The sequence below is a fragment of the Janthinobacterium sp. PSRC1-1 genome (assembly GCF_049897525.1).
Classification (GTDB): domain Bacteria; phylum Pseudomonadota; class Gammaproteobacteria; order Burkholderiales; family Burkholderiaceae_D; genus Janthinobacterium; species Janthinobacterium tructae.
Genome location: NZ_JAFCWK010000007.1, coordinates 306,763 through 327,559 on the forward strand (window position 1 = coordinate 306,763; position 20,797 = coordinate 327,559).

A 20,797-nucleotide genomic window follows, 5' to 3' on the forward strand; every position below is an offset into this window, starting at 1 on the left:
TGAAGTGCGGGATAGCCGTCAGGCCGAATTGCAGTTGCAAAAGCGCTTGCGCTTGGGGTCGCCGCTAGCGATCCCTGCGGGGTCAATCTGTTTCCAGCAAAAAATCGTTTCCACGCCATACGGCGAACGCACATTGCCCGCCTCGATATAGCCCTGCCTGACGAAAAAGGCCTGGCTGCTGGCCGTGCTGTGCAATTGCAGGGCCTTGATGCCCCACTCGCGCGCCTGCGCTTCCAGTTGTTCCACCAGGGCCTTGCCGCCGCCCTGGCCTTGCGCCTCGGGCAGCAGGTAGCACAGGGCCAGCTTGCCGGCGCGCGTCAGCAAGCCGACGCCGACGACGGCGCCCTGCTCGACTGCGACCAGCGAAAAATTGGTCGGCGACGCAAACCAGCACGCCACCATCTGCGGTGTTTTATTGCCCAGCCAGGCTTCCAGGATGGCCGGATCGTCCCGATGATCGAGGCTGCAGCATTCGACGATGGAGCGTCGTAATACGTTGCACGCCTCGAAAGCGTCGGTCGATGTTGCAATACGAATTTCAAGACTCATGTACGCTCACAAAATATTCCAGTTGCCGATGCAGACGGTTTTACCCCTGTATCGCGCCATTCGACTATACACCAAGCGGCGCGATCGGGTTTTTTCGCGCCACGCCACAGGATGGTTTTGCCTATGACGCAATGGCTGCAGACTAAGTGCTGATGCGCATCTTGCCCACGAATGTTTCCAGAAATCGATATCTGTTTTTTAGCGCAAACGGGAATCGAATCTAAGCATATTACGAAAAATTCGTTTCTTTTCCGGCCGGAATTTTAGACTATGACTGTCTATTCTCACAACAAGAGTTCAACATGACCCATTCCAACGCCGTATCGACTGCCGCAGCGACATTCACCCAACGCTCGCGCCGCTGGTTCCTGGCCAGCGCCCTGGCCGCTTCCGCCGCCGCCATGAGCCTGCCCATGAGCGTGTCCGCCGCCGAACCCGTGGTCTTGCTGAACGCCTCGTACGACGTGATGCGCGAATTGTTCAAGGATGTGAATCCCGCGTTTATTGCTGATTGGAAAGCCAAAACGGGCGAAACCATCACCATCAAGCAGTCGCACGGCGGTTCCAGCAAGCAGGCGCGCTCCGTCGCCGATGGCCTGGAAGCGTCCGTCGTGACCATGAACCAGGCCAATGACATCGACATCCTCGTCGATCGCGGCCTGGTGGTGGCCGACTGGGCCAAGAAATTCCCGAACAATGCGGCGCCGTTCTATTCCACCATGGTGTATCTGGTACGCAAAGGTAACCCGAAACACATCAAGGATTGGGACGACCTGGCCAAGCCCGGCATCAAGGTCATCGTGCCGAACCCGAAAACCTCGGGCAACGGCCGCTACACGTATCTGGCAGCCTGGGGCTATGCCGTGAAAAAAGGCGGCAGCGAAGCGCAGGCGCGCGACCTCGTCACCAAGCTGTTCAAGAACGTGCCCGTGCTCGACGGCGGCGGCCGCGGCGCCACCACCACATTTACCCAGCGTGAAATCGGCGACGTACTGGTGACGTTTGAAAATGAAGTGCAACTGGTGCGCGCCGAATTCGGCGACAACTTCGAGGTGGTGTATCCAAGCATCTCCATCCTGGCCGAGTCGCCGGTGGCCGTCGTCGACAAGGTCGTTGACCGCCGCGGCGTGCGCAAGGAAGCCACGGCCTACCTGCAATACCTGTACTCGGAAGCGGGCCAGGAACTGGTCGCCAAGCACTACCTGCGTCCCCGTTCGGCCGCCGTCGCGAAGAAATACGCGGCCAGCTTCAAGCCGATCAGCCTGTTTACCATCGATGACGTGTTTGGCGGCTGGAAACAGGCGCAAAAGAAACATTTTGACGACGGTGGCGAGTTCGACAAGATTTATCAGAAGTAATCATTCTCAGCGACAACCGGGGCTTGCCCCGGTTTTTTTATGGCGGCGCGCCGGCGCCCCACTCCATGGCGCTGAACAGGCTGGCGATCTCGCTGCTGCGGCGCGTCCCCGTCTTGGCCAGGATGGCCTGGATCTGGCTGCGTACGGTACTGATGCGCACGCCGTGGCGCCGCGCATACTCGGTCGGCTCGACGCCATCGGCCAGCGCCTGCGCCAGCGCCCATTGCGCCGCCGTCAGGCCGCACGGGCGTTCCGCGGCCAGCGGCCACGGCCGCGCCGCCGTGCGGAACAGGGGCCGCAGCGCCAGCATCGCCAGGCGCGCGGCATCGCCGCACGCGCCCGGCCCCGCCGGAATGGGCAAGGGCAGGATGCCGATTTCCAGCGCGGGCCGGCCCGCGCCATCGGCCAGGTACAGGGGCGCGGGGCTGGCGCAGGCCTGGCCCGCGCACACCTGGCGCACGCGCTGGGCCAGCCGCTGCTGCAGGGGGCTGGCGCGCAAGCCCACGCTGCCGCCACGCAGCACGATGGCGGCCGTGGCCGCCGCCAGGGCTGGCACCAGCGGCGGGCCGCACAGCAGGCACTGCGCGGCGCGATTCATGAAAACCAGTTGCAGGCATGCATCAACCAGCAAGATGGCACGCGGCAACTCGTCGAGCGCCGCCCAGGCCAGCGCGCCGTGCACCTGGGCCTGCTGCGCCGTGTCGCGCAGGCGGAACACATTCGGCAAGTGGTCGAGCACGCGCTGCAATTGCAGCCGCGTGCGCTTATCGTAGCGCCCTTGCCCCGCCGTCCGGTGCGCCGACAGGATGGTCAGGCCGCTGCCGTCGCTGAGGGTGCCGCTGCAGGAATAGCGCAGGCCCGCGCGCAGATAAAAGTCCTGGAAGTATTCGCTGCGGGTCACGGCCCGCTCGCCGATGTAGTCCTGCATCAGGTACATGCGGCCCGGTACGCCACGCACCAGCACCGTATAGCCGGGGTCGATCGCATGGTAGTAGCGGCGGTAGCCCGCTTCCCAGGCCTGCTCGTCCAGGCCACTGATATGCGCGCGCGACGGCGCCAGGCCCGCCTCGGCCTTCAGGAAACAGCAGGCGACGTCACCGCCCGCCAGCCGCGCGAACGCGCTCAGGGCGGCATCCCACTGCCCAGGCTCCAGTGCCGCCCGGTAAAAAGCGGCAATGACTGGATCGGCGCCGTCATTTTCCATCGTCGGTACGACCACAAAGACACGTCCTGCAGATAACATCCACGCGCACGCGCAAGGGCACACAGGAACGCCATGCCACTAAGACAGCAGCCCAGGCCACAAGTTCCGCACCGCGCCACGGCAAGTGCCGTGCCGGCATGGCCCGCTTTCCGCATAACCATATGCGCATCGATTCGTGGTCAAACGCGGGCGCGCGCCGTACTCTGGCCATGTCGCGCCGCACGGCGTTTTACGGGCACAAAGGAAATATCATGGCTATCTCGGAAGTGAATGTACGTAACCAGTTTCGCGGCAAGATCAAGGAAATCATCTTTGGCCCCGTGGTCTCGGAAGTGGACGTGGAAACGCCGCACGGCATCGTCACGTCGGTGATCACCTCGCGCTCGATCAAGGACCTGGACTTGAAAGTGGGCAGCGAAGTCATCGCCCTGGTGAAATCGACAGAAGTGTCGATCGCCAAGATCCAGTAAGCGTCACCCACCCATCGACGCCGCACCCTTGCCATCCGGCAGCGGCGCGGCGTTTGCATTGCAGGCTAATCGCGAAACAGATACGTAAACGTGCGGCTGACGGGCAGCTTTTCCGTGCTGCCACGCACCAGTACCTGCATGCGCTCGGCGTCGATGCGTTCGGCCGCCTCGATGGCTTTCACGTTGACCATGGTGCCGCGGTGGATTTGCCAGAACTGTTCCGGATCGAGCCCGCCCAGCAAATCCTTCAGCGGCGTGCGCACCAGCGCTTCGGAACCGGCCAGCACCACGCGCGTGTATTTGGTGTCGGCCTGAAAGAACAGCACGTCGTCGATATCGATCAGGCGGATCTGCTTGCCCACGCTGGCCTTGATCCATTTTATTTTTTCGCGCGGCGGCGCGGGCAACGCGGCGCGCAGCGACTGCAATAAATTGGCCATGTCGGCCGGCTGCGCACCGAGCTTGTCGCGCAGCCGGGCCAGCGCCCGCTGCAGCCGCTCGGCCTGCACGGGTTTCAACAGATAGTCGACGGCGCCCGCGTCGAAGGCATCGACGGCGTACTGGTCGTAGGCCGTGACGAACACCACGTGGGCGCGCTTGCCGATGCGCTCGGCCACTTCCAGGCCCGACAGGCCAGGCATGCGGATGTCGAGGAAGACCACGTCCGGCTCGTGCTCAAGAAAACCGTCCCAGGCATCGTTGCCGTTTTCCGCCACCAGCACGACTTGCGCCTCGGGCCAGGCTTGCGCCAGCAGCATTTGCAGGCGCTCGCGCATCAGGGGTTCGTCTTCGGCGATCAGGATGGAGGTGTTCATGCGGCAGGTTCTTTCAGGCTGGAGGCAATGTTAATGGGCAACACGATTTCAGCGATCACGCCGCCCTCGTCGCCGTCGCGCAGGCTCAGGCTGGCGGACGGATCGGACAGCAACAGCCGGCTGCGCACGTTTTCCAGGCCCAGGCCGCCTCCGGGCACGCTGCCAGCGCCGCTGGCCGGCAAGCCCATGCCCGTGTCCTGCACGCGCAGGCGCAGCATGCCGTCCACCCGCAGCGCCGACAGGCGGATCTCGCCACCGCGCAACGATGGTTCAATACCGTGCTTGATGGCATTTTCCGCCAGGGTCAGCAAGATCATGCTGGGGATCGTCACGTGCGCACACCCGGCCGGCAAGTCCAGCGCATAGCGCAGGCGCGACCCCATGCGCGCCTGCATCACACGCAAATACGCGGCCACCATGTCGAACTCGCTTTGCAAGGGCACTTGCTCGCTGCGCATCTCGGCCAGGCTGGCGCGCAGGAAGGCGATCAGATCGGCCGTCAATGCCGCGGCCCGGCCGGCGCCTTGCGCGCCCTGCTCGGCCAGTTGCTGCACGGCGCCCAGGGTATTGAACAGGAAATGCGGCTCGATCTGCGCGCGCAGCAGGCGCAGCTGCGATTCGCTCAGTTCGCGCGCCAGCCGGTCGCGCTCGGCATCCTGCTGCAGCTGCACCGTCAGCGCTTCGTATTGCCGGTTGCGCCAGGTGGTGACGATCGCCAGCGGCACCATGTAAAACAAACCGGCCACCAGCAAGGCGATGCCGCCCACGCGCAGCAAGCGCTCGAAGGCCATGCCCATGGAACCGCTATCGCTCCAACCGGCCAGCAGCACGCCGACGGCGACCCCTGCCGCACAGGTCGAGACGATCAGCAAGAGTCTCCTGAACTTGTTGCGCACGGAACTGCGGTAATTGAACCAGACGCCCACCAGACCCCACGCCAGCGCAAAACCCATGCCGTTGCTGAAAGCGAGGGCCTTGAGCAATTCGAACCGGGCCGGCAGCAGCAGGTGCAGGGCGACGCCGATGGCGCTGAACAACAGCATCAGCTTGAACGCGGCGATGTAAAAACCGGCGCCACGATACTTGAGCAGGAAAGCGTGCAATTGCTGGCGCTCGATCGGCGTCAGTTTCACCAGCTTCATGGCGATGTAGCGGCGCACTCTTCCCTGGACCTGCTCGGCCAGCTCGGGATGTTGCAACACCCGCAGCGTTTCTTCGTCGATGCTGCGATACCATTGCGTATATTTTTTTAACACGATGCGTTCTCCGTGGTCCGTGATTCAGGCATGAACGCAGTCTACGGCGCCCCTGTTGCGGGGCATAGCGCGGGGCGACGAAACACGAAGCGGCAGGCATCAACGACGAAGCGCGTGGCGCTTGCCGGACCATGGCTGCCAATCTTGCTGAAATAATACGAAGTTTCCAGGATGAAATCAATAATTGCCCAACAATTTTCACTACGGCAAGAATAGCCCCATTTATTTGCCAAATTGCCCGCAACGCCGCCTGTTGCGGGCGTGTACCGTAGACATCGCTTGATCTTTAATGGTATTGTTTAAGCTTGGCAAATATTGCCTCCGAGATACACGCCGCGTCCCCGCGCGGCCCCGTTCCGGATTTGCGCGCAGCGCCCTTGATGGCGCCCCAAAACTGCTTTCCCACATACAAATCCCATGCTCAAAAAAATGTTCGCCGCGGTGCTGATGACGCTTTCGACAGCGGCCATCGCCGTGCCCTTCGGTTCCCAGTCGATCCTGGTGGTCGAAGATGGCACAGGCAAAGTCTTGCTTGAAAAAAATTCCAACGTGGTGGTGCCCATCGCCTCGCTGACCAAACTCATGACGGCCATGGTCGTGCTCGACTCCAAGGCGAACATGCAGGAAGAGATCAGCATCGACCGCGAGGATGTCGACACCTTGAAACACAGCACCTCGCGCGTGCCCGTGGGCGCGACCCTGAGCCGCCACGACGTGCTGCAGCTGGCGCTGATGTCATCCGACAACCGCGCCGCCGCCTCGCTGGCGCGCACCTTCCCCGGCGGCCCGACGGCGTTTGCCGTGGCCGTCAACGCCAAGATCAAGGCCCTGGGCATGCGCCAGACGGTGATCGAAGAACCGACGGGCTTGTCGCCGAATAACCAGTCGACGGCAGCGGACCTGGTCAAGATGGCCGTGGCCGCCTCGCGCTACCCGGAAATCAGCCGCATCACCACCGACTCGAAGGACGTCATCCAGATCAAGGGCCGCGACGTGGAATACCACAACACCAACCGCCTGGTGGGCGCCAAGGGCTGGGACATCGGCCTGTCGAAGACGGGCTATACGAATGAAGCGGGCCGTTGCCTGATCATGCGCATCAAGTCGGCCGGCAAGTTCGCCACCATGATCCTGCTCAACGCGCGCGCCAATTCCGTGCGCGCCATGGATGCCGTCAACATCCGCCGCATGCTGGCGGCCGAGAACGGCATCGAAGAGCCGAAGGTGATGCGCGCCTCCGTCAGCCGGCACAAGAAGGCGCCGGCCAAGCCATCCAAGCGCCGCCGCGCCAAGTAACTATTTCGATTGCCGGTTGGTCATGATGACGCCGGCAATCGTCACCGCGCCGCCCACCAGCATCGAGGCGAGCACGGGCTCGCCCAGCAGCGCCGCCGCCAGCACGATGCCGAACACGGGCACGAGGTTGTTGAACACGGCCGTGCGCGACGGGCCCAGCGCTTTGACGCCCTCGTAATACCAGACAAAACCGATCACCGTGCCGAACACGCCCAGGTAGCCGATGGCGGCCCACACTTGCCAGCCAAAGCTGTGCCATGGCACCGTCGGGAATTCCACCGCCGCCCCCACCAGCAGGAAGGCCAGGCCCCACATCGATGCATACGTGGTGGCGGCGATCGGGCTCAGGCCCTTCAGCGCCACGCGGCCGATCAGGGTATAGGCGGCCCAGCTGGAAATGCCGCAAAACATGAACACCTCGCCCATGCCGATGCCGCCGCCCGTGCCGTGCAGCACGCCCGCGAGATCGCCGCGCGTGATGACGATGGCCGTGCCGCAAAACGCCAGCAGGATGCCCAGCCACTTGAAAGAGCCGAGCCGCTCGCGGAACAGCATGGCCGAGGCCAGCGCCGTGACGATGGGATTCAGGGCCACGAACAGGGCCGTGCGCCCGGCCGGCATGCGCGACAGGGCCGCCAGGAAGCACAGGTTGTACAGAAAGATGCCCGTCAGGCCCAGCGCCGCCGTCGTCATCAATTGCTTGCGGTCCAGGCGCGGCAAGCCCCCTTCCAGTTTCCACGCCAGCACGACGAGCAGCAGCACGGCCACGCCGAAGCGTCCGCTGGCCGCCGTCATCGGCGGCATCTGTTGCGCCAGCACGCGCCCCGCGATGAAGGTACCGCCCCAGAACAGGGCGACGAAAATCAGTTTCAGGTAGACGAGCGGCGACTGCACGGAAGGCAAGGCGGCGGAAGGTACGGCGGAAGAAGACATGGGAGTTCCTGTTTGACCGCTTGCGCGGCGGGTGGTCTGGTTATATATTAATACTAATATCAACTCATGAAATAATGAGCAAATACTCATAGCACAGGAAAACCACAGCATGACCTTCACGCAACTGGAAATCTTTACCCTGGTGGCCGAACTGCACGGTTTTTCCGCCGCCGCCGCGCAGCTGGGCATCAGCCAGTCGGCCGTCTCGCATGCGTTAAAAGCGCTGGAAAAGGAGATGGGCGTGGATCTGATCGTGCGCCACCAGGCGTCGGCCGAGCTGACGGACGTGGGCCGCCAGCTGCTGCTGCGCGCACGTGAAATCCTGGGACTATCCGAAGCCATGCGCCAGGAAGCGGCCGACGTGCTGGGCCAGCGCCAGGGCAGCCTGCGCATCGGCTCCTTCGGCCCCACCTCGTCGTTGAACCTGCTGCCGGCCATCACGGCGCAATTTCGCCTGCGCTATCCGGGCATCACCCTGCGCATCGACGAAGGCGCCGACCACGAGGTGGTGCAGTGGATACGCGAACGCCGCGTCGACGTCGGCTTCGTCGTGCTGCCCGACGAGCGTTTCGATACGGCGCCGCTGGTGGAAGACCAGATGATGGCGCTGGTGCCGCGCAGCCACCCGCTGGCCGGCGAAACGGCCATCACCCTGGCGCAGTTGTGCGAAGGGCCGTTCATCATGTCCGAGGCGGGCTGCGCCTGCCTGATCGAACCGCTGTTCGCCAACGCGGGCTTGCAGCCCAATGTCCCCTACCGCATCAGCCAGGTGATCACCATCCTCGACATGGTCAGCCGCGGCGACGGCCTGTCCATCGTCGCCGAACTGGCCCTGCCGCAGCGCCTGCGCGAGCAGTATCCGGAGCTGGTCGCCCTGCCGTTACATCCGCCCGTCAGCCGCAAGGTGGGACTGGCCGTGCGCGACCGGCGCCAGAACACGCCGGCCACCAACGCCTTTTTCGAGGTAGCCAGGCAGATGGCGCCGGCCCTGGCGCCACGGCGCGCTTGACAGTTTAAAAGTTTAAAACGTCTCCCACTCGTCGCTGCGCTCGGGCTTGGCGACGGGCGTTTTTGCGGGACGGCTGGCGAGGCGCGGCGCGATGGCTGCGCGCGCCACGGGGCGGACTGGCTGCGGCTGCGGCCGCGGTTGCGGTTTCTGCTGCTGCGCTGCTTGCCCGTCCTCGAGCTTGAACACGCCCACCACCTCCGCCAGGGTGCCGGCCTGGTCTTGCAGGCTTTCCGCCGCGGCGGCAGCTTCCTCCACCAGGGCCGCATTCTGCTGCGTCACCTGGTCCATTTGTGCAATCGCCTGGTTCACCTGCTCGATGCCGGAACTTTGTTCCTGGCTGGCGGCCGTGATCTCGCCCATGATGTCGGTGACGCGGCGCACGCTGTCGACGATTTCCTGCATCGTCGCGCCGGCCTCGTCGACCAGGCGCGCGCCCGAATCAACCTTGCCCACCGAATCGTCGATCAGCAGCTTGATTTCCTTCGCTGCGCCAGCGGAGCGTTGCGCCAGATTACGCACTTCCGTCGCCACCACGGCAAAGCCGCGTCCCTGCTCGCCCGCGCGCGCCGCTTCCACCGCCGCATTGAGCGCGAGGATATTCGTCTGGAAGGCGATGCCGTCGATGACGCTGATGATGTCGACGATCTTCTTCGACGAATCGTTGATCGAGGCCATGGTCTCGACCACCTGCGCCACCACTTGCCCGCCCTTGCTGGCCACGCCGGACGCCGATTGCGCCATCTGGTTGGCCTGGCGCGCATTGTCGGCATTCTGTTTCACGGTGCTGGTCAGCTCCTCCATCGAGGCGGCCGTTTCTTCCAGCGAACTGGCTTGCTGTTCCGTGCGCGACGACAGGTCCTGGTTGCCGGCGGCGATTTCCATTGATGACACCTTGACCGATTCGCTGGCCGTGCGGATTTTCACCAGCACGGCGGCGATCTTGTCGATGAAGCGGTTGAAGGCGTCCGCGATCTGCGCCAGTTCGTCCACGCCGGAAGCGTCGAGCCGGCGCGTCAGGTCGCCTTCGCCCGAGGCGATGTCATCGAGCGCGTCGCGCACCAGCTCCAGGCGCTTGAGCATTTTAAAGACCAGCAGCGACAACAGCACCGCCGCCAGCCCTGTCAGCAGCGCGGCCGTCACGGTCGCCGTCGTCAGCATCGTCTGCAAGGCTTGCATGGCTTCCTGCTGGTCCAGCACCACGGCCAGCAGCCAATCGGTGCCCGCCACGCGCGTGACGTACAGCTTGCCGTCGCGCTCGTTCAGGCGCACGGCATCGATCGTGCGCGTGCTTTCCAGCCGGTTGACCTGCGCGGCCGACAGCGCCGCATCGATTTTGGCCAGCGGCTGCAGGCTCAGTTCCTTGTCCGCATGGGCGATGATGGTGCCGGCCTGGTCGACCAGGAAGGCAAAACTGTGCGGCGTGGGCTTGATCGCCACCACATTGGCGATCACCGTATCGAGCAGCACGTCGGCCCCAGCCACCCCCAGCAACGCCTCTTTTGGGCCGACGGGCGCCGTAAACGACACCACCAGCTTGTGGCTGGCCGCGTCCACGTACGGCGGCGTGAGCATCGGCACGCCCGCCTTGACGGTGTCCGTGTACCAGGCGCGCGCCGTCGGGTCGAAATCGGCCGGGCGCCCCGGATGGGTAAACACGGAGCGCTTGTCCGCGTAACCGATGAACACTTCGGCAAAATCGCCGGCCTTTTCGGCGATCTGGAAGGCGCGCAGCGGATCGGGCGTCTCGGCCGACATGACGACGGACGCCATGACCTTTTTCTTGCCATCGACCCATTGGGCCAGCACGGCGGACTGGCTCTGCAGCAGTTGCTGCATCTGCTGGTCAGCCGAGGCCAGCATGCTGTTGCGCGTGGTGATGTAATTGGCGACCGACAAGGCCAGCATGGACAACACGACGATGGAAACGCAAATCAGCACCAGACGCGTGCGCAACGATGAAAACATGGTGTACTCCTTTGTGGTGATTTTTATGGTGTGAATCAGCGGCCTTGCCACGCACACTCGCCACCATTTTTACATAAAAATCGGAACATTATTATTCAATATTCGGAATAATGAATGTTTATTACATCAAAGCAACACCATCGACTATTGACGCTCCAGCATGATTGCCTCATAGTTAATTTTTTCAAAGGAGCTTCCATGCGTTTGCACCACTTTATCCTGGCTTGCGCCAGCTTCGCCGTCTCCAGCGCCTTCGCCTCGCCGCAAGCGCCCGTGCCGGGTGCCGACTATCTGGTGCTGGCCACGCCGCAACCGGCGCAGGCGGCGCCGGGCAAGGTGGAAGTGATCGAATTTTTCATGTATCACTGCCCCGCCTGCAATGCGTTCGAGCCGAGCCTGGCGCGCTGGGTGAAGGAAAATGCCGCCACGGTGTCGTTCCGCCGCATCCATTTGCCGCACACGCCGGACAATGATCCGGAAGCGCATCTGTTCCTGACTCTGGAAGCGCTGAAGAAGGAAGAGGCGCTGCACGCGCAAGTCATGCACACCTGGCACGTGGAACGCAAGCGCCTGGCCAGCGACAGGGACAACCTCGACTGGGCGCTGAAAAATGGCCTGGACAAAGCCGCCTTCGAAGGCGCCTACCAGTCGTTTGGCGTGCAGACCAAGCTGAAAAACCTGCCCCGCCTGGCCGCCGCCTACCAGGTCGACAGCACGCCCACCCTGATCGTGGGCGGGCGCTACCTGACCAATCCCTCGATGGTCGCCGGCGCCAATCCGGGCTTGCCGCGCCAGAGCGTGGAGCAGGCCACCCTGCAAGTGGTGCAGGCGCTGGTGGCCAAGGCGAAGCTGGCGAAGTAACTCAGCCGATCAAGCCGCGCAGCCCGCTGGCGCGCTGCGTGCGGCGCAAAATCGCGTCGAACAGTACGGCTTGCGTGGGCGAGACGAGGGTAAAGAAGTCGCGCGCGCGCGTGATGCCCGTATAGACCAGTTCGCGCGCCAGCATGGCGCCGCCCTCCTGCGGCAGCACCAGCACCGTGTGGCGAAATTCCGAGCCCTGCGATTTATGCACGGTCATGGCGAACGCCGTTTCCACGTGGCGCAAACGCGTGGCCAGCACGCTGCGCACGTTCTCGCCTTCCAAAAAATACACGCGCAGGGAACCGGGCCGCGCCGGGTCGCGCAAGGTCAATCCGATGTCGCCATTGAACACGCCCGTGCCATAGTCGTTACGCGTGACCATCACGGGGCGCCCCACATACCATTCGCTGCGGCGTATCAGCCCCTCTTTTTCCAGCCGCAGTTCGATGGCCGTGTTCAGCCCCGCCACGCCCCACTCGCCTTCACGCACGGCGCACAGGATGCGGAACGCTTCAAATGCGTGCAGCACGGCGCGCACCCAGTCGTCATGCTGCGCGTACGCCGCCTCGCCGGCATGCACCAGTTGCAGATACGGCTGATACCCGCCCGGCGCATCCGGACGTCCGCGCAAGGCCAGGCGCAGCACGTCTTCCTGCTGCGCCGGCACCGTCCACGCTAGCTGGCCGCCGCTATCGCCGGCGAAGCAGGCCCTGGCCAGATCGGGCCTGCCGCCATTCACGGCCAGCGCCAGCTCGCCGATCGGGCCGCTGAAGCGGTGGCTGTGGCGCAGCATCACCGTCTGCTGCGCCAGCGCGCCGGCCGACCCTGCGAAGGCGGCTGGAATGGCCACGCCGCTGGCCGCCTGCGCATACGCGATGGTGGCCGGCGTGTAGCCGCCCGCCTGCGCATCGTGGCACAAGTCGCCCAGCACGGCGCCCGCTTCCACCGACGCCAGTTGATCCTTGTCGCCCAGCAGGATCAGGATGGCCGTCGGCGGCAAGGCGTCGAGCACCGAGGCCATCATCTCCAGGTGCACCATCGACGCTTCATCGACGATCAGCACGTCGACCTCGAGCGGATTGCCCGCGTGGTGGGCAAAGGCGCGCGTGTCGGGCCGCGCGCCCAGCAAACTATGCAGGGTGCGCGCCGCGCCCATGCGCCGCGCCAGTTCCAGCAGGGGCAAGGCTGCACCCGCCTTCGCCGCCAAGCCTTCCAGCGCCTTGTCGATCGACTGCTTCAGGCGCGCGGCCGCCTTGCCGGTCGGCGCGGCCAGCGCGATGCGCAGCTGCTGCGGTTGCGGCGAGACGGCAAACAGCAGGGTCAACAGGCTCGCCACCGTGTACGTCTTGCCCGTGCCGGGACCGCCCGTGATGATGGCCACCTTGCCGCGCAGGGCGATGGCGCACGCCACCTTTTGCCAGTCCGGGCCAGCGTCCTGCGTGGGCTGGTCGAACAGGATGTCGAGCCATTGCCGCACCTGCGCCAGCGGCGGATTCGTCAAACCCTGCGCGCGCACGGCGATCTTTTCACCGACCAGTGTCTCGTCGCGCCAGTAGCGGCGCAGGTACAGGCGATCGCCGTCGAGCACCAGCGGCTGGCGCATATCGGCCGCATCCACCTGCCACACCTGCGGCGCGCGGGCCAGCAGCGCGCGCCAGCCGTCAAGCGATGCGGGCAGCGGACCGGAAACGGCCAGCACGGCATGCCACAGCTCCTCGCTCCAGCCCAGCAGCTGCGACGGTTCGCCAGCCAGCTCAGCCAGCATCAGACAGCTATGCCCCCGCCCTTCCAGCTCGGACAGCACCACGCAGGCCACGGCCACGGCGGCGGCATCCGGCGCCTGCTCGTCCAGGCTGGCGATGAAGCGGGCAAAGGCGGCGCTCAGGCGGCGCAGGTGGCCATCTTCGGCAACGCCGTCGATGTGGGTCAACAAGGCATTCATGTGCTCACTATGCTGCATGATGTTCCGCTTCTTCAGATAACAGTTGATCGAGTCCGTCGAGCAGTTCCCGCTGCGGCGCCAGCCAGTAGCAGCCGTGCGTGTCCGCATTCGCGATGCCGCGCAGGAACAGGAAGATGGCGCCGCCCAGGTGCTCGGCCGGGTCATACGCGTCACCGAGCCGGCTTTTCAGCAGCCGGTGCAGGGCCAGCATGTAGATGGCGCCCTGGATATCGTAGCGGTGCTGCGCCATGCCGGCCGCCAGCGCTTGCGTGTGGTAGGCGGCGTCGTTGGGGCCCAGCGCATTCGACTTGTAGTCGAGCACCCAGTAGCGGCCATCCCGTTCGATGACCAGGTCGGCAAAGCCTTTCAGCATGCCGTGCAGCTGGCGCCGCGGCAGCACGGGACGCGGCGCGCCATCGAGCAGCAAGCGCGTGCACAACTGGTCGAGCGCTGCGGTGGACAAATGCTCGCTGGGGAACCAGAACTCCATCTCGGACAGGGTGCTGTCCAACTGCGACAGCGACGCATCGAGCAGCGGCAGCGGCGTGACGGCGATTTCCCTGAGCCAGGCGATGGCGTCTTCCTGGCGGTGCCCCCAGCCCGCCCGCTCGCAGCGCGCCGCCAGGCGCGTGTCGAAATTGGCATCGTGGACGCCATCAAAACCTTCGCCGCCCATCCACTCGAGCTGCTCGTGCAGGAAATTGCCGGGCACGGAACCGCGCGGGAAGCGGTGCCATGGCGCGTCGCCCATGTGCATCGGCGAGACCACGGCCACAGCCGTGCCATCTTCCAGCAAGGTCTCTTCCAGCGCCCGCTGCGGCACGTGCGCGGGCGCCATGGCGCCGATCTGCCGCGTCAACGAGGTAAAGCTGCCCACCGACCAGTCGCGTTCGAACTCGCCCACGAACACGGGCGCGGGCCGCAGCTCGGGGCGCCGCTCGACGCGGTCGAGCACCGTGCAGGCATCGGGCTGCGCCAGGGAGCCCACGTAGATGGCGTCGCAATCGCCCGCCACCTGCTGCCAGCGCAGCAGCAACTGGTCGGACGGCAGCTTGTCGCCGCCCGTCAGCAGGTAGCCGAGCGCCGATTCGTGCAAGGTGTTCTCGCCCGCCTTGCGCGCCGCCTGGGCGGCCACGCCCAGCCACAGGAAGTGGCGCGCGCGCGTCAGGGCCACATACAGCAGGCGCAAGTCTTCCTCGATGCGCGCTTCCTCGACCGCCGCCATGGCTTCGTCGGACAGCGACAGGTCGAGGCGGCGTTCGCCTTTTTCATCCGCATAGTCGAAGAAGCTGCGGTTGCGTTTATCCACCTTGCGCGCCGTGACGGCGAACGGCAGATACACGAGCGGGTATTCGAGGCCCTTGGATTTGTGCACGGTGATGACTTTCACCAGCTCCGCATCGCTTTCCAGGCGCAGCACGCGCTCGTCGCCACCCTCGCCTTCACCGGCGATCTGCTCGGCCAGCCAGCGTATCAGCGCCTGCTCGCCATCGAGCTGGCGGCTGGCCGATTGCAGCAGTTCGGCCAGGTGCAGCAGATTCGTCAGCCGCCGCTCGCCGCCCGTCTGCTGCAGCAGCATGGCGGGCAGCTGCAGTTCGTGGATGAAGCGGCGCAGCATGGCCAGCACGCCCTGGCGCTGCCAGATCAAATGCAGGGCCTTCAGTTGCTCGACGCGCCGCTCCCATTCCAGCTCGTCGCTCGACAGGCGCGCCAGCTCGCCCAGCGACAGGCCGATGGTGCGCGTGGCAAACGCGGCGCGCGCCAGCCCGCCGTCGAGCGGGTTGGCCAGCGCCGCCAGCCAGCGCAGCACGTCCTGCGCTTCCTCGCTGTCGACGACGGAATCCTTGTCGGACAGGTAGACGCTGGCGACCCGGCGGCGCGCCAGCGCGCGGCGGATGGCCGCCGCTTCCTTGCGGTCGCGCACGAGGATGGCGACATCGGCCGGCTGCAGGCGCGTAAAACCGTCGGGGCCGGTGAAACCGGCTTGCGCATCGCCCAGCATGGCGACGATGTGTTCGGCGCAATGCTGCGCGAAATACTCGCGGTAGCTGTCGCCGCGCAGTCCTGCATCGCTGGCGCAGGCGGCCAGCAGGGCCGGCAGCGGGCCGCCGGCGTTCACCAGCCATTCATCGCGGCCCTTGGCGTCGACGGCCTCGAACGGCAGCGGATTGTCATCCCCTTTGCGGTAGCGGAAAGCACCGGCCGGCACCTCGGCGCGCTCGGCGTGCAGGAACAGCTGGTTGACGGCCGCCACCAGCGGCGCCGTCGAGCGGTAATTGGTGCCCAGCTGGTAATGGCGGCCGGCGGTGGCGCGCCGCGCCGCCAGGTAGCTCTGGATGTCGGCGCCGCGAAAGCCGTAGATCGACTGCTTCGGGTCGCCGATCAAAAACAGGCCCAAGGCCGGGTCGTTGTCGGCAATGCGGTACAGCAGATTGAAGATCTGGTACTGCGCCGGCGCCGTATCCTGGAATTCATCGACCATCGCCAGCGGGTATTGATCGACGATGCGCTGGCGCAGGGCCGCGCCGTTTTCGCCCGCCAGCGCATCGTGCAAGCGCTGCAGCATGTCGGCAAAGCCGAACTGGCGCGACTGGCGTTTTAACTGATCCATGCGCCGCGCGATGGCCGCCGCCGCATGCAGGTGCAGCGTGTGCGTCAGCGGCGTCAAGGCCGCCAGGGCGAGCCCCAGCGCCTCGGTATGCGCGAAGCACTCGGGCACCTGGGCCGTGAAACTCTTGGCAAACGCATCCTCGATGCCGAACGGCGTTAATCTCTCCCACGCCTTGGCCGTGATGGCCGGCTGCAGCAGCAGCGGATCTTGCGCCCAGCGGCGCAAGCCATCGAACCACTTCGCCAGGTTCTCCGGCTTCATCTTGACGCCGTTAAAACACTTGGGATTGGCGGCGCGATGGTCGTTGATCCAGGCGGCCATGCCGTCCACGCGCTCGACCCAGCCCGCCTTCAGCGTGGCCAGCTGCGCGGCCAGCGCCCGCTGTTCGCGCGCGATCAGCGCGGACAACGGTTCCTCGTGCGCCATGCCCATGATGTCCGCGCGGCGCGCCAGCTCGCGCGCGCCTTTCTTCAGCGCCCCCACATCGGGCCAACAGGCCAGCAGCACGTCGAGCGCCTGCGGCGGCAAGGGATAGACTTGCTGGCGCCAGTAATCGTGGGCCGCATCCTCGAACAGCGCTTGCTCGTCGCTGACCAGTTCTTCGTCGAACAGGCTGCCGCTGTCGAACGCGTGCTCGCGCAGCATGCGCTGGCACCAGGCGTCGATGGTGAAAATGGCCGCTTCATCCATCGTCTCGGCGGCCAGCATCAGCCGGTGCGCGGCCTTTTGCCGCTCGTTTTCGTCCGGATAGGATTCCAGCAAGGCGTCGAGAAACGGATCGCGGCCACCGGATTCGTGGCGGAAATAGGCGGCCGCCTCGATCAGGCGTTCGCGCACGCGGTTCGACAATTCGCGCGTGGCGGCGCGCGTAAACGTCATCACCAAAATGTCGGCCGGCAGCAGGGGACGCGTAAAGCGGCTGTCGTCGTCGCCGTGTCCCAGCACGAGCCGCACGTACAGCGCGGCGATGGTCCAGGTCTTGCCGGTACCGGCCGAGGCTTCGATCAGGCGCGAGCCGTGCAGCGGGAACGCCAGGGGGTTGAGCAGATGGCTCGTCATTGTTCTTCTCCCGCGCCATCATTGGGCGCGCTGATCGGGTCGATCGTGATGTGTTGTTGCAGCCAGTCGGCCAGCGGGCCATACAGCTCGCGCGTGCAGTCCTGCCACGCCTCCTCGGCGGCCAAGGCGGAAAACTCGGGCCACAGGCGCGCCAGGCACAGTTCATCGCGCTCGCCAGACAGTTCAAAGCCGCCATCGTAGACGGCGCGCGGGTCGCCCTGCTGCACCAGCGCCAGGCCCGTCTTGCACGCCGTGGGCAGCGGATGGTTCATGCCTTCGCGCCATAGCGCCAGCAAGGTGGCCAGCGCCTCGCGCGACGTGGCCGGATCGAGCGGCGCCATGCTGACGATGGCGTCGCGCGCCACCAGATAGCCGGTGACGGGAAAGCCGAGGGCGGCGGCGGCCAGCTGGCGCAGCCACATCAGCATCAGCTTGTCGCCGCGCGCCAGGCCGCCCTTGTCCGTCACCTTCGAGGAAATCTGCATCAGCCAGGCCGTCTCCTGCCCGTTGCTGCACAATTTGTCGAGCCAGTCGTCGATCTGCAGTTCGCCAAACGGCAAATTGATGGCGCGCTTGTCGGCCGCCAGCGGGAACGAGGCGCGCAAGGACAGCCACGCGCTGCGCACGGGCACCAGCGCCTCGACCAGCTGCGCCTGCACCTGCTGGCCGATCAGGCCGATGGGCAGCACGCCTTCGCGCGCCAGCTTCTGCGCGCGCGCTTGCAGGCTGGCGCGCACGTCGTCCAGCGCTTCGACGGCGCCGCCGTCGTCGAGCATGGTGTCTTCCAGCAGATAGCGCTCGAGCGCATTCAGGCCGAACGGCTCTTCATCCTCGCCCAGCATGGCCGCATCGGCAAAATACACGCTCAGGCGGCGGCGGAAAAAGTATTTGACGGGCTGGCGCAAAAAGCTGGCCAGCTCGCCCAGTTTCAAGCGCATGCCGGGATCGAGCTCGTAAGGGCCCAGCGGCAGCACGGCGGCCTGCGCTTGCGCATCGGCCGCATCGGCCGCATCGGCATCGGTATGGACTACGCGCCATTCGCGCGCGTAGGTCAGCAAGCCATCGGCCTCGAAATAGCGGCGGCTGAACGGCTGCAGCGCATGCTCGGTCGTCAGGCTTGCCAAATGCCGGTCCAGCGACCAGCCGGCGGCCAGGTAATCGCGCAACTGCGACACCAGCACGGACGGCGGCTGCTCGGAATTGTCGCGCACATTGCGCCCCACCCAGCTCACATACAGTTTGTCGCGCGCGGCCAGCAAGGCTTCGAGCATCAGGTAGCGGTCATCGTCGCGGCGCGAACGGTCGCCCGGGCGCGCCATGCCGGGCAGCGCCAGCAAGTCGAAATCGGCCTTCTGCGCGCGGCGCGGGAAGTCGCCATCGTTCATGCCCAGCAGGCACACCACGCGGAACGGCACGGCGCGCATCGGCATCAAGGTGCAGAAGGTCACGCCGCCGGAGACGAATTGGTGGTTCAGGGTCGGCTCGTCGAGCGCGCCCAGCCACGCCACGCGCAGCACCGACAGCGGCACCTGCTCGACAAAGCCCGCATGCTCGCAGGTTTCCAGCCAGCCCTGCAAGGCGCCTTCGAGCTGCGCCAGGGTCAGACGGTCGCCCTCGTCGTCGGCATCAAAGAAGGCGGCCAGCAGCGCACGCGCCTGCACGCCCCATTCGGCTGGCGTGTGCGCGCCGGCCAGCACGCTGCGCCAGTGCAGCAGCGCCTCGACCAGCTGCGCCAGCGAGCCCGCCAGCGCCGCATCGAGGCCGCCCACTTCCGCATACGGTTCGATGCCGCCAAAGCTGGCGCCACTGCCGCTGGCATAGCCGAGCAGCATGCGCCGCACGCCGAAAATCCACGCATTCTGTTCCCCGGCCGCGCCCAGCCCCAGGCCGGCGCGGTGCGCCTGGTCCAGGCCCCAGCGCACGCCCGCCCCTTCGATCCAGGCGCCCAGGGTGGGCAGCTCGTCCGGCTGCAGGCCGAAGCGCGCCGCCAGCGCGGGCACGTCGAGCAGGTCGCGCACTTCGCTCTGGCGGCAGCGCTGCTGCGGCAGCTGCAGCAGCCATTCGAGCGCGACGAGCAGCGGATTGACGCTGCGGTCCTTCACGTCGCCGATCTCGAACGGAATGAAACGCTCGTCATTGCGCCGGTACTGGCCGAAGACGGCGTGGATGGCGGCCGTGAACGTGTCGATGTCGGGCACCATCACCACCACGTCGCGCGGACGCAAGAGCGTTTCGGCGCTGTGCGCGAACATGGCCAGCAGCTGGTCATGCAGCACTTCCACTTCGCGCTGCACGCTGTGCGCCACGTGAAATTCGATCGAGCGGTCGCCGGCCTCGGGAGGCACCTGCTCATGCTCGGCCAGCGGGCGCAGTTCGCGGATGGCCACCTGCACCTGCTGCAGCAGGGTCTCGCCCGTTTCTTCGCCAAACAGGTCGATGCGCAGGCTGTCGTCGCGCCCCTCGGCTTGCGCGTGTTCGTCGAACTCGTCGAGCATGCGGATGAAATCGCGCCCTTGCCTGCCCCAGCTGGCCAGCAGCGGATGGCTGTGCGCATGCAGCGCTTCGAGCGGAATTTGCGCCAGGTCGGTGCCGTTGCGCTGCCGCTGGCGCTTGTTTTCCGCGCGCAGCAAGTCGCGCCCGTCGATGATGTCGCCCCAGTAAAACTGGCACGGATTGGGCACGGCCAGCACCACCTGCGTGTGGCGCGCCAGCGCGGCCAGCGCCTGCAAGGTCTGGTATGGCAGGGCCGACACGCCAAACAGCACCACGCGGCGCGGCAGCTTGCCGGCAGGCGCATCGCCGGCGGCGATCGCCGCCAGGAAGGCGTCGTGGATGTCGGCGCGGCCCGTGTCGCGCTCGAAGGCCTCGACGTCGGCAGCCACGGCGCGCCACAACTGCGCCTGCCAGCGCTGGTCTTCCTTCAATGGGATAGCTTCGCCGCGCGCCGTGCGCAGCTGGTCGCGCCCCGCCGCCCAATCGGCCAGCCAGTCGGCGCGGTAGACCTGGTACTGGTCGAACAAATCGGCCAGGCGCTCGGCCAGCTGCAGCCGGCGTTCGCTATCGCCATCGGCAAGGAAGTAGCGCAGCGGCGCAAACACCGGGTCGGCCAGCAGCGACGGCAACAGGCGCATCAGGCGCCAGGTCAGCGGCGATTTATCAAATGGCGACACGCGCGGCACGCGCTCGCGCCCCAGCATGCCGCGGTAGCCTTCCCACAGCAGGCGCGCCGGCAGCGCGATGCGCGTGGCGGCGCACACCCCCATCTCCTCGGCCAGGGCGATCTTCAACCATTCGGCCACGCCGTTCGACTGCACCAGAAAGATATCCGTTTCCAACGGCGCCAGCGGATGCTGGCGCAGCCACTGGAAGACGGCGGCGCGCAGCTGTTCCAGCTGGTTGCCATGCAGGATGAGAAGGCCGGGCGTGACGGGAGTATGCATGCTGATCCGATGGGTTGCCGCGTCTCTGG

At 65.7% G+C, this 20,797-nt stretch carries 14 protein-coding genes; 5 read left to right on the top strand and 9 right to left on the bottom strand.

What is annotated here, in order from left to right:
- Positions 1-18: 18 nt before the first annotated feature.
- On the bottom strand, positions 19-549 hold the full coding sequence (locus tag ACP7DW_RS17785; protein WP_298407000.1) for a GNAT family N-acetyltransferase: 531 nt from the start codon (positions 547-549) through the stop codon (positions 19-21).
- A 302-nt stretch (positions 550-851) separates the two neighbouring features.
- Here ACP7DW_RS17785 and ACP7DW_RS17790 point away from each other — a divergent pair, with 302 nt between their 5' ends.
- Positions 852-1,907 carry a sulfate ABC transporter substrate-binding protein gene (locus ACP7DW_RS17790; RefSeq protein WP_426055992.1) on the top strand — a complete coding sequence of 352 codons (1,056 nt, stop codon included), beginning with the start codon at positions 852-854 and terminating at the stop codon, positions 1,905-1,907.
- A gap of 37 nt (positions 1,908-1,944) precedes the next feature.
- Here the strand turns inward: ACP7DW_RS17790 and ACP7DW_RS17795 are convergent, their stop codons facing one another.
- Complete coding sequence (locus tag ACP7DW_RS17795; RefSeq protein WP_426055993.1) at positions 1,945-3,126, bottom strand: helix-turn-helix transcriptional regulator; 1,182 nt, start codon at positions 3,124-3,126, stop codon at positions 1,945-1,947.
- 236 nt (positions 3,127-3,362) lie between these two features.
- Here ACP7DW_RS17795 and ACP7DW_RS17800 point away from each other — a divergent pair, with 236 nt between their 5' ends.
- Positions 3,363-3,581, top strand: coding sequence for a TOBE domain-containing protein (locus ACP7DW_RS17800; RefSeq protein WP_034757699.1), 219 nt, complete (start codon positions 3,363-3,365; stop codon positions 3,579-3,581).
- Positions 3,582-3,646: 65 nt separating this feature from the next.
- Here the strand turns inward: ACP7DW_RS17800 and ACP7DW_RS17805 are convergent, their stop codons facing one another.
- Together ACP7DW_RS17805 and ACP7DW_RS17810 are read right to left on the bottom strand one after the other, a co-directional pair.
- Positions 3,647-4,396, bottom strand: coding sequence for a LytR/AlgR family response regulator transcription factor (locus tag ACP7DW_RS17805; protein WP_426055994.1), 750 nt, complete (start codon positions 4,394-4,396; stop codon positions 3,647-3,649).
- Positions 4,393-5,652: a sensor histidine kinase gene (locus tag ACP7DW_RS17810; protein WP_426055995.1), complete on the bottom strand. Its 1,260-nt coding sequence runs from the start codon at positions 5,650-5,652 to the stop codon at positions 4,393-4,395. The genes ACP7DW_RS17805 and ACP7DW_RS17810 overlap by 4 nt, the downstream gene beginning before the upstream one ends.
- Positions 5,653-6,069: 417 nt before the next feature.
- Between ACP7DW_RS17810 and ACP7DW_RS17815 the strand changes: the two genes are divergently transcribed.
- Positions 6,070-6,948 (top strand): serine hydrolase, encoded by an 879-nt coding sequence (locus ACP7DW_RS17815; RefSeq protein WP_035826880.1) that lies wholly within the window; start codon positions 6,070-6,072, stop codon positions 6,946-6,948.
- Here the strand turns inward: ACP7DW_RS17815 and ACP7DW_RS17820 are convergent, their stop codons facing one another.
- Positions 6,949-7,881, bottom strand: coding sequence for a DMT family transporter (locus ACP7DW_RS17820; RefSeq protein ID WP_426055996.1), 933 nt, complete (start codon positions 7,879-7,881; stop codon positions 6,949-6,951). It abuts the gene before it with no gap.
- Positions 7,882-7,990: 109 nt separating this feature from the next.
- Here ACP7DW_RS17820 and ACP7DW_RS17825 point away from each other — a divergent pair, with 109 nt between their 5' ends.
- Positions 7,991-8,890, top strand: coding sequence for a LysR family transcriptional regulator (locus ACP7DW_RS17825; RefSeq protein WP_426055997.1), 900 nt, complete (start codon positions 7,991-7,993; stop codon positions 8,888-8,890).
- Between the two features lie 12 nt (positions 8,891-8,902).
- On the opposite strand, the gene ACP7DW_RS17830 is transcribed toward ACP7DW_RS17825, so the two are convergent.
- Positions 8,903-10,855 carry a methyl-accepting chemotaxis protein gene (locus ACP7DW_RS17830; RefSeq protein ID WP_426055998.1) on the bottom strand — a complete coding sequence of 651 codons (1,953 nt, stop codon included), beginning with the start codon at positions 10,853-10,855 and terminating at the stop codon, positions 8,903-8,905.
- Between the two features lie 198 nt (positions 10,856-11,053).
- Between ACP7DW_RS17830 and ACP7DW_RS17835 the strand changes: the two genes are divergently transcribed.
- Positions 11,054-11,716, top strand: a complete 663-nt coding sequence (locus tag ACP7DW_RS17835) for a thiol:disulfide interchange protein DsbA/DsbL (RefSeq protein ID WP_426055999.1) — start codon at positions 11,054-11,056, stop codon at positions 11,714-11,716.
- A 1-nt stretch (position 11,717) separates the two neighbouring features.
- Here ACP7DW_RS17835 and recD read toward each other — a convergent pair whose 3' ends face one another.
- Genes recD through recC form a run of 3 tightly spaced genes read right to left on the bottom strand, consistent with a single transcriptional unit; the run spans position 11,718 to position 20,768 of the window.
- On the bottom strand, positions 11,718-13,676 hold the full coding sequence (recD, locus tag ACP7DW_RS17840; protein ID WP_426056000.1) for an exodeoxyribonuclease V subunit alpha: 1,959 nt from the start codon (positions 13,674-13,676) through the stop codon (positions 11,718-11,720).
- On the bottom strand, positions 13,666-17,328 hold the full coding sequence (recB, locus tag ACP7DW_RS17845) for an exodeoxyribonuclease V subunit beta (RefSeq protein WP_426056001.1): 3,663 nt from the start codon (positions 17,326-17,328) through the stop codon (positions 13,666-13,668). Before recB ends, recD begins: the two co-directional genes overlap by 11 nt.
- The gene (gene recC, locus ACP7DW_RS17850; protein WP_426056002.1) at positions 17,325-20,768 is read right to left on the bottom strand and encodes an exodeoxyribonuclease V subunit gamma; all 3,444 of its coding nucleotides are present in this window, start codon (positions 20,766-20,768) and stop codon (positions 17,325-17,327) included. The genes recB and recC overlap by 4 nt, the downstream gene beginning before the upstream one ends.
- Positions 20,769-20,797 lie beyond the last annotated feature (29 nt).

Bases quoted from the DNA above. Each gene is read 5' to 3' on its own strand.
- ACP7DW_RS17785 (WP_298407000.1), bottom strand. From the start codon at position 549: ATGAGTCTTGAAATTCGTATTGCAACATCGACCGACGCTTTCGAGGCG.
- ACP7DW_RS17790 (WP_426055992.1), top strand. From the start codon at position 852: ATGACCCATTCCAACGCCGTATCGACTGCCGCAGCGACATTCACCCAA.
- ACP7DW_RS17800 (WP_034757699.1), top strand. From the start codon at position 3,363: ATGGCTATCTCGGAAGTGAATGTACGTAACCAGTTTCGCGGCAAGATC.
- ACP7DW_RS17805 (WP_426055994.1), bottom strand. From the start codon at position 4,396: ATGAACACCTCCATCCTGATCGCCGAAGACGAACCCCTGATGCGCGAG.
- ACP7DW_RS17815 (WP_035826880.1), top strand. From the start codon at position 6,070: ATGCTCAAAAAAATGTTCGCCGCGGTGCTGATGACGCTTTCGACAGCG.
- ACP7DW_RS17820 (WP_426055996.1), bottom strand. From the start codon at position 7,881: ATGTCTTCTTCCGCCGTACCTTCCGCCGCCTTGCCTTCCGTGCAGTCG.
- ACP7DW_RS17825 (WP_426055997.1), top strand. From the start codon at position 7,991: ATGACCTTCACGCAACTGGAAATCTTTACCCTGGTGGCCGAACTGCAC.
- ACP7DW_RS17830 (WP_426055998.1), bottom strand. From the start codon at position 10,855: ATGTTTTCATCGTTGCGCACGCGTCTGGTGCTGATTTGCGTTTCCATC.
- ACP7DW_RS17835 (WP_426055999.1), top strand. From the start codon at position 11,054: ATGCGTTTGCACCACTTTATCCTGGCTTGCGCCAGCTTCGCCGTCTCC.
- recD (WP_426056000.1), bottom strand. From the start codon at position 13,676: ATGCAGCATAGTGAGCACATGAATGCCTTGTTGACCCACATCGACGGC.
- recB (WP_426056001.1), bottom strand. From the start codon at position 17,328: ATGACGAGCCATCTGCTCAACCCCCTGGCGTTCCCGCTGCACGGCTCG.
- recC (WP_426056002.1), bottom strand. From the start codon at position 20,768: ATGCATACTCCCGTCACGCCCGGCCTTCTCATCCTGCATGGCAACCAG.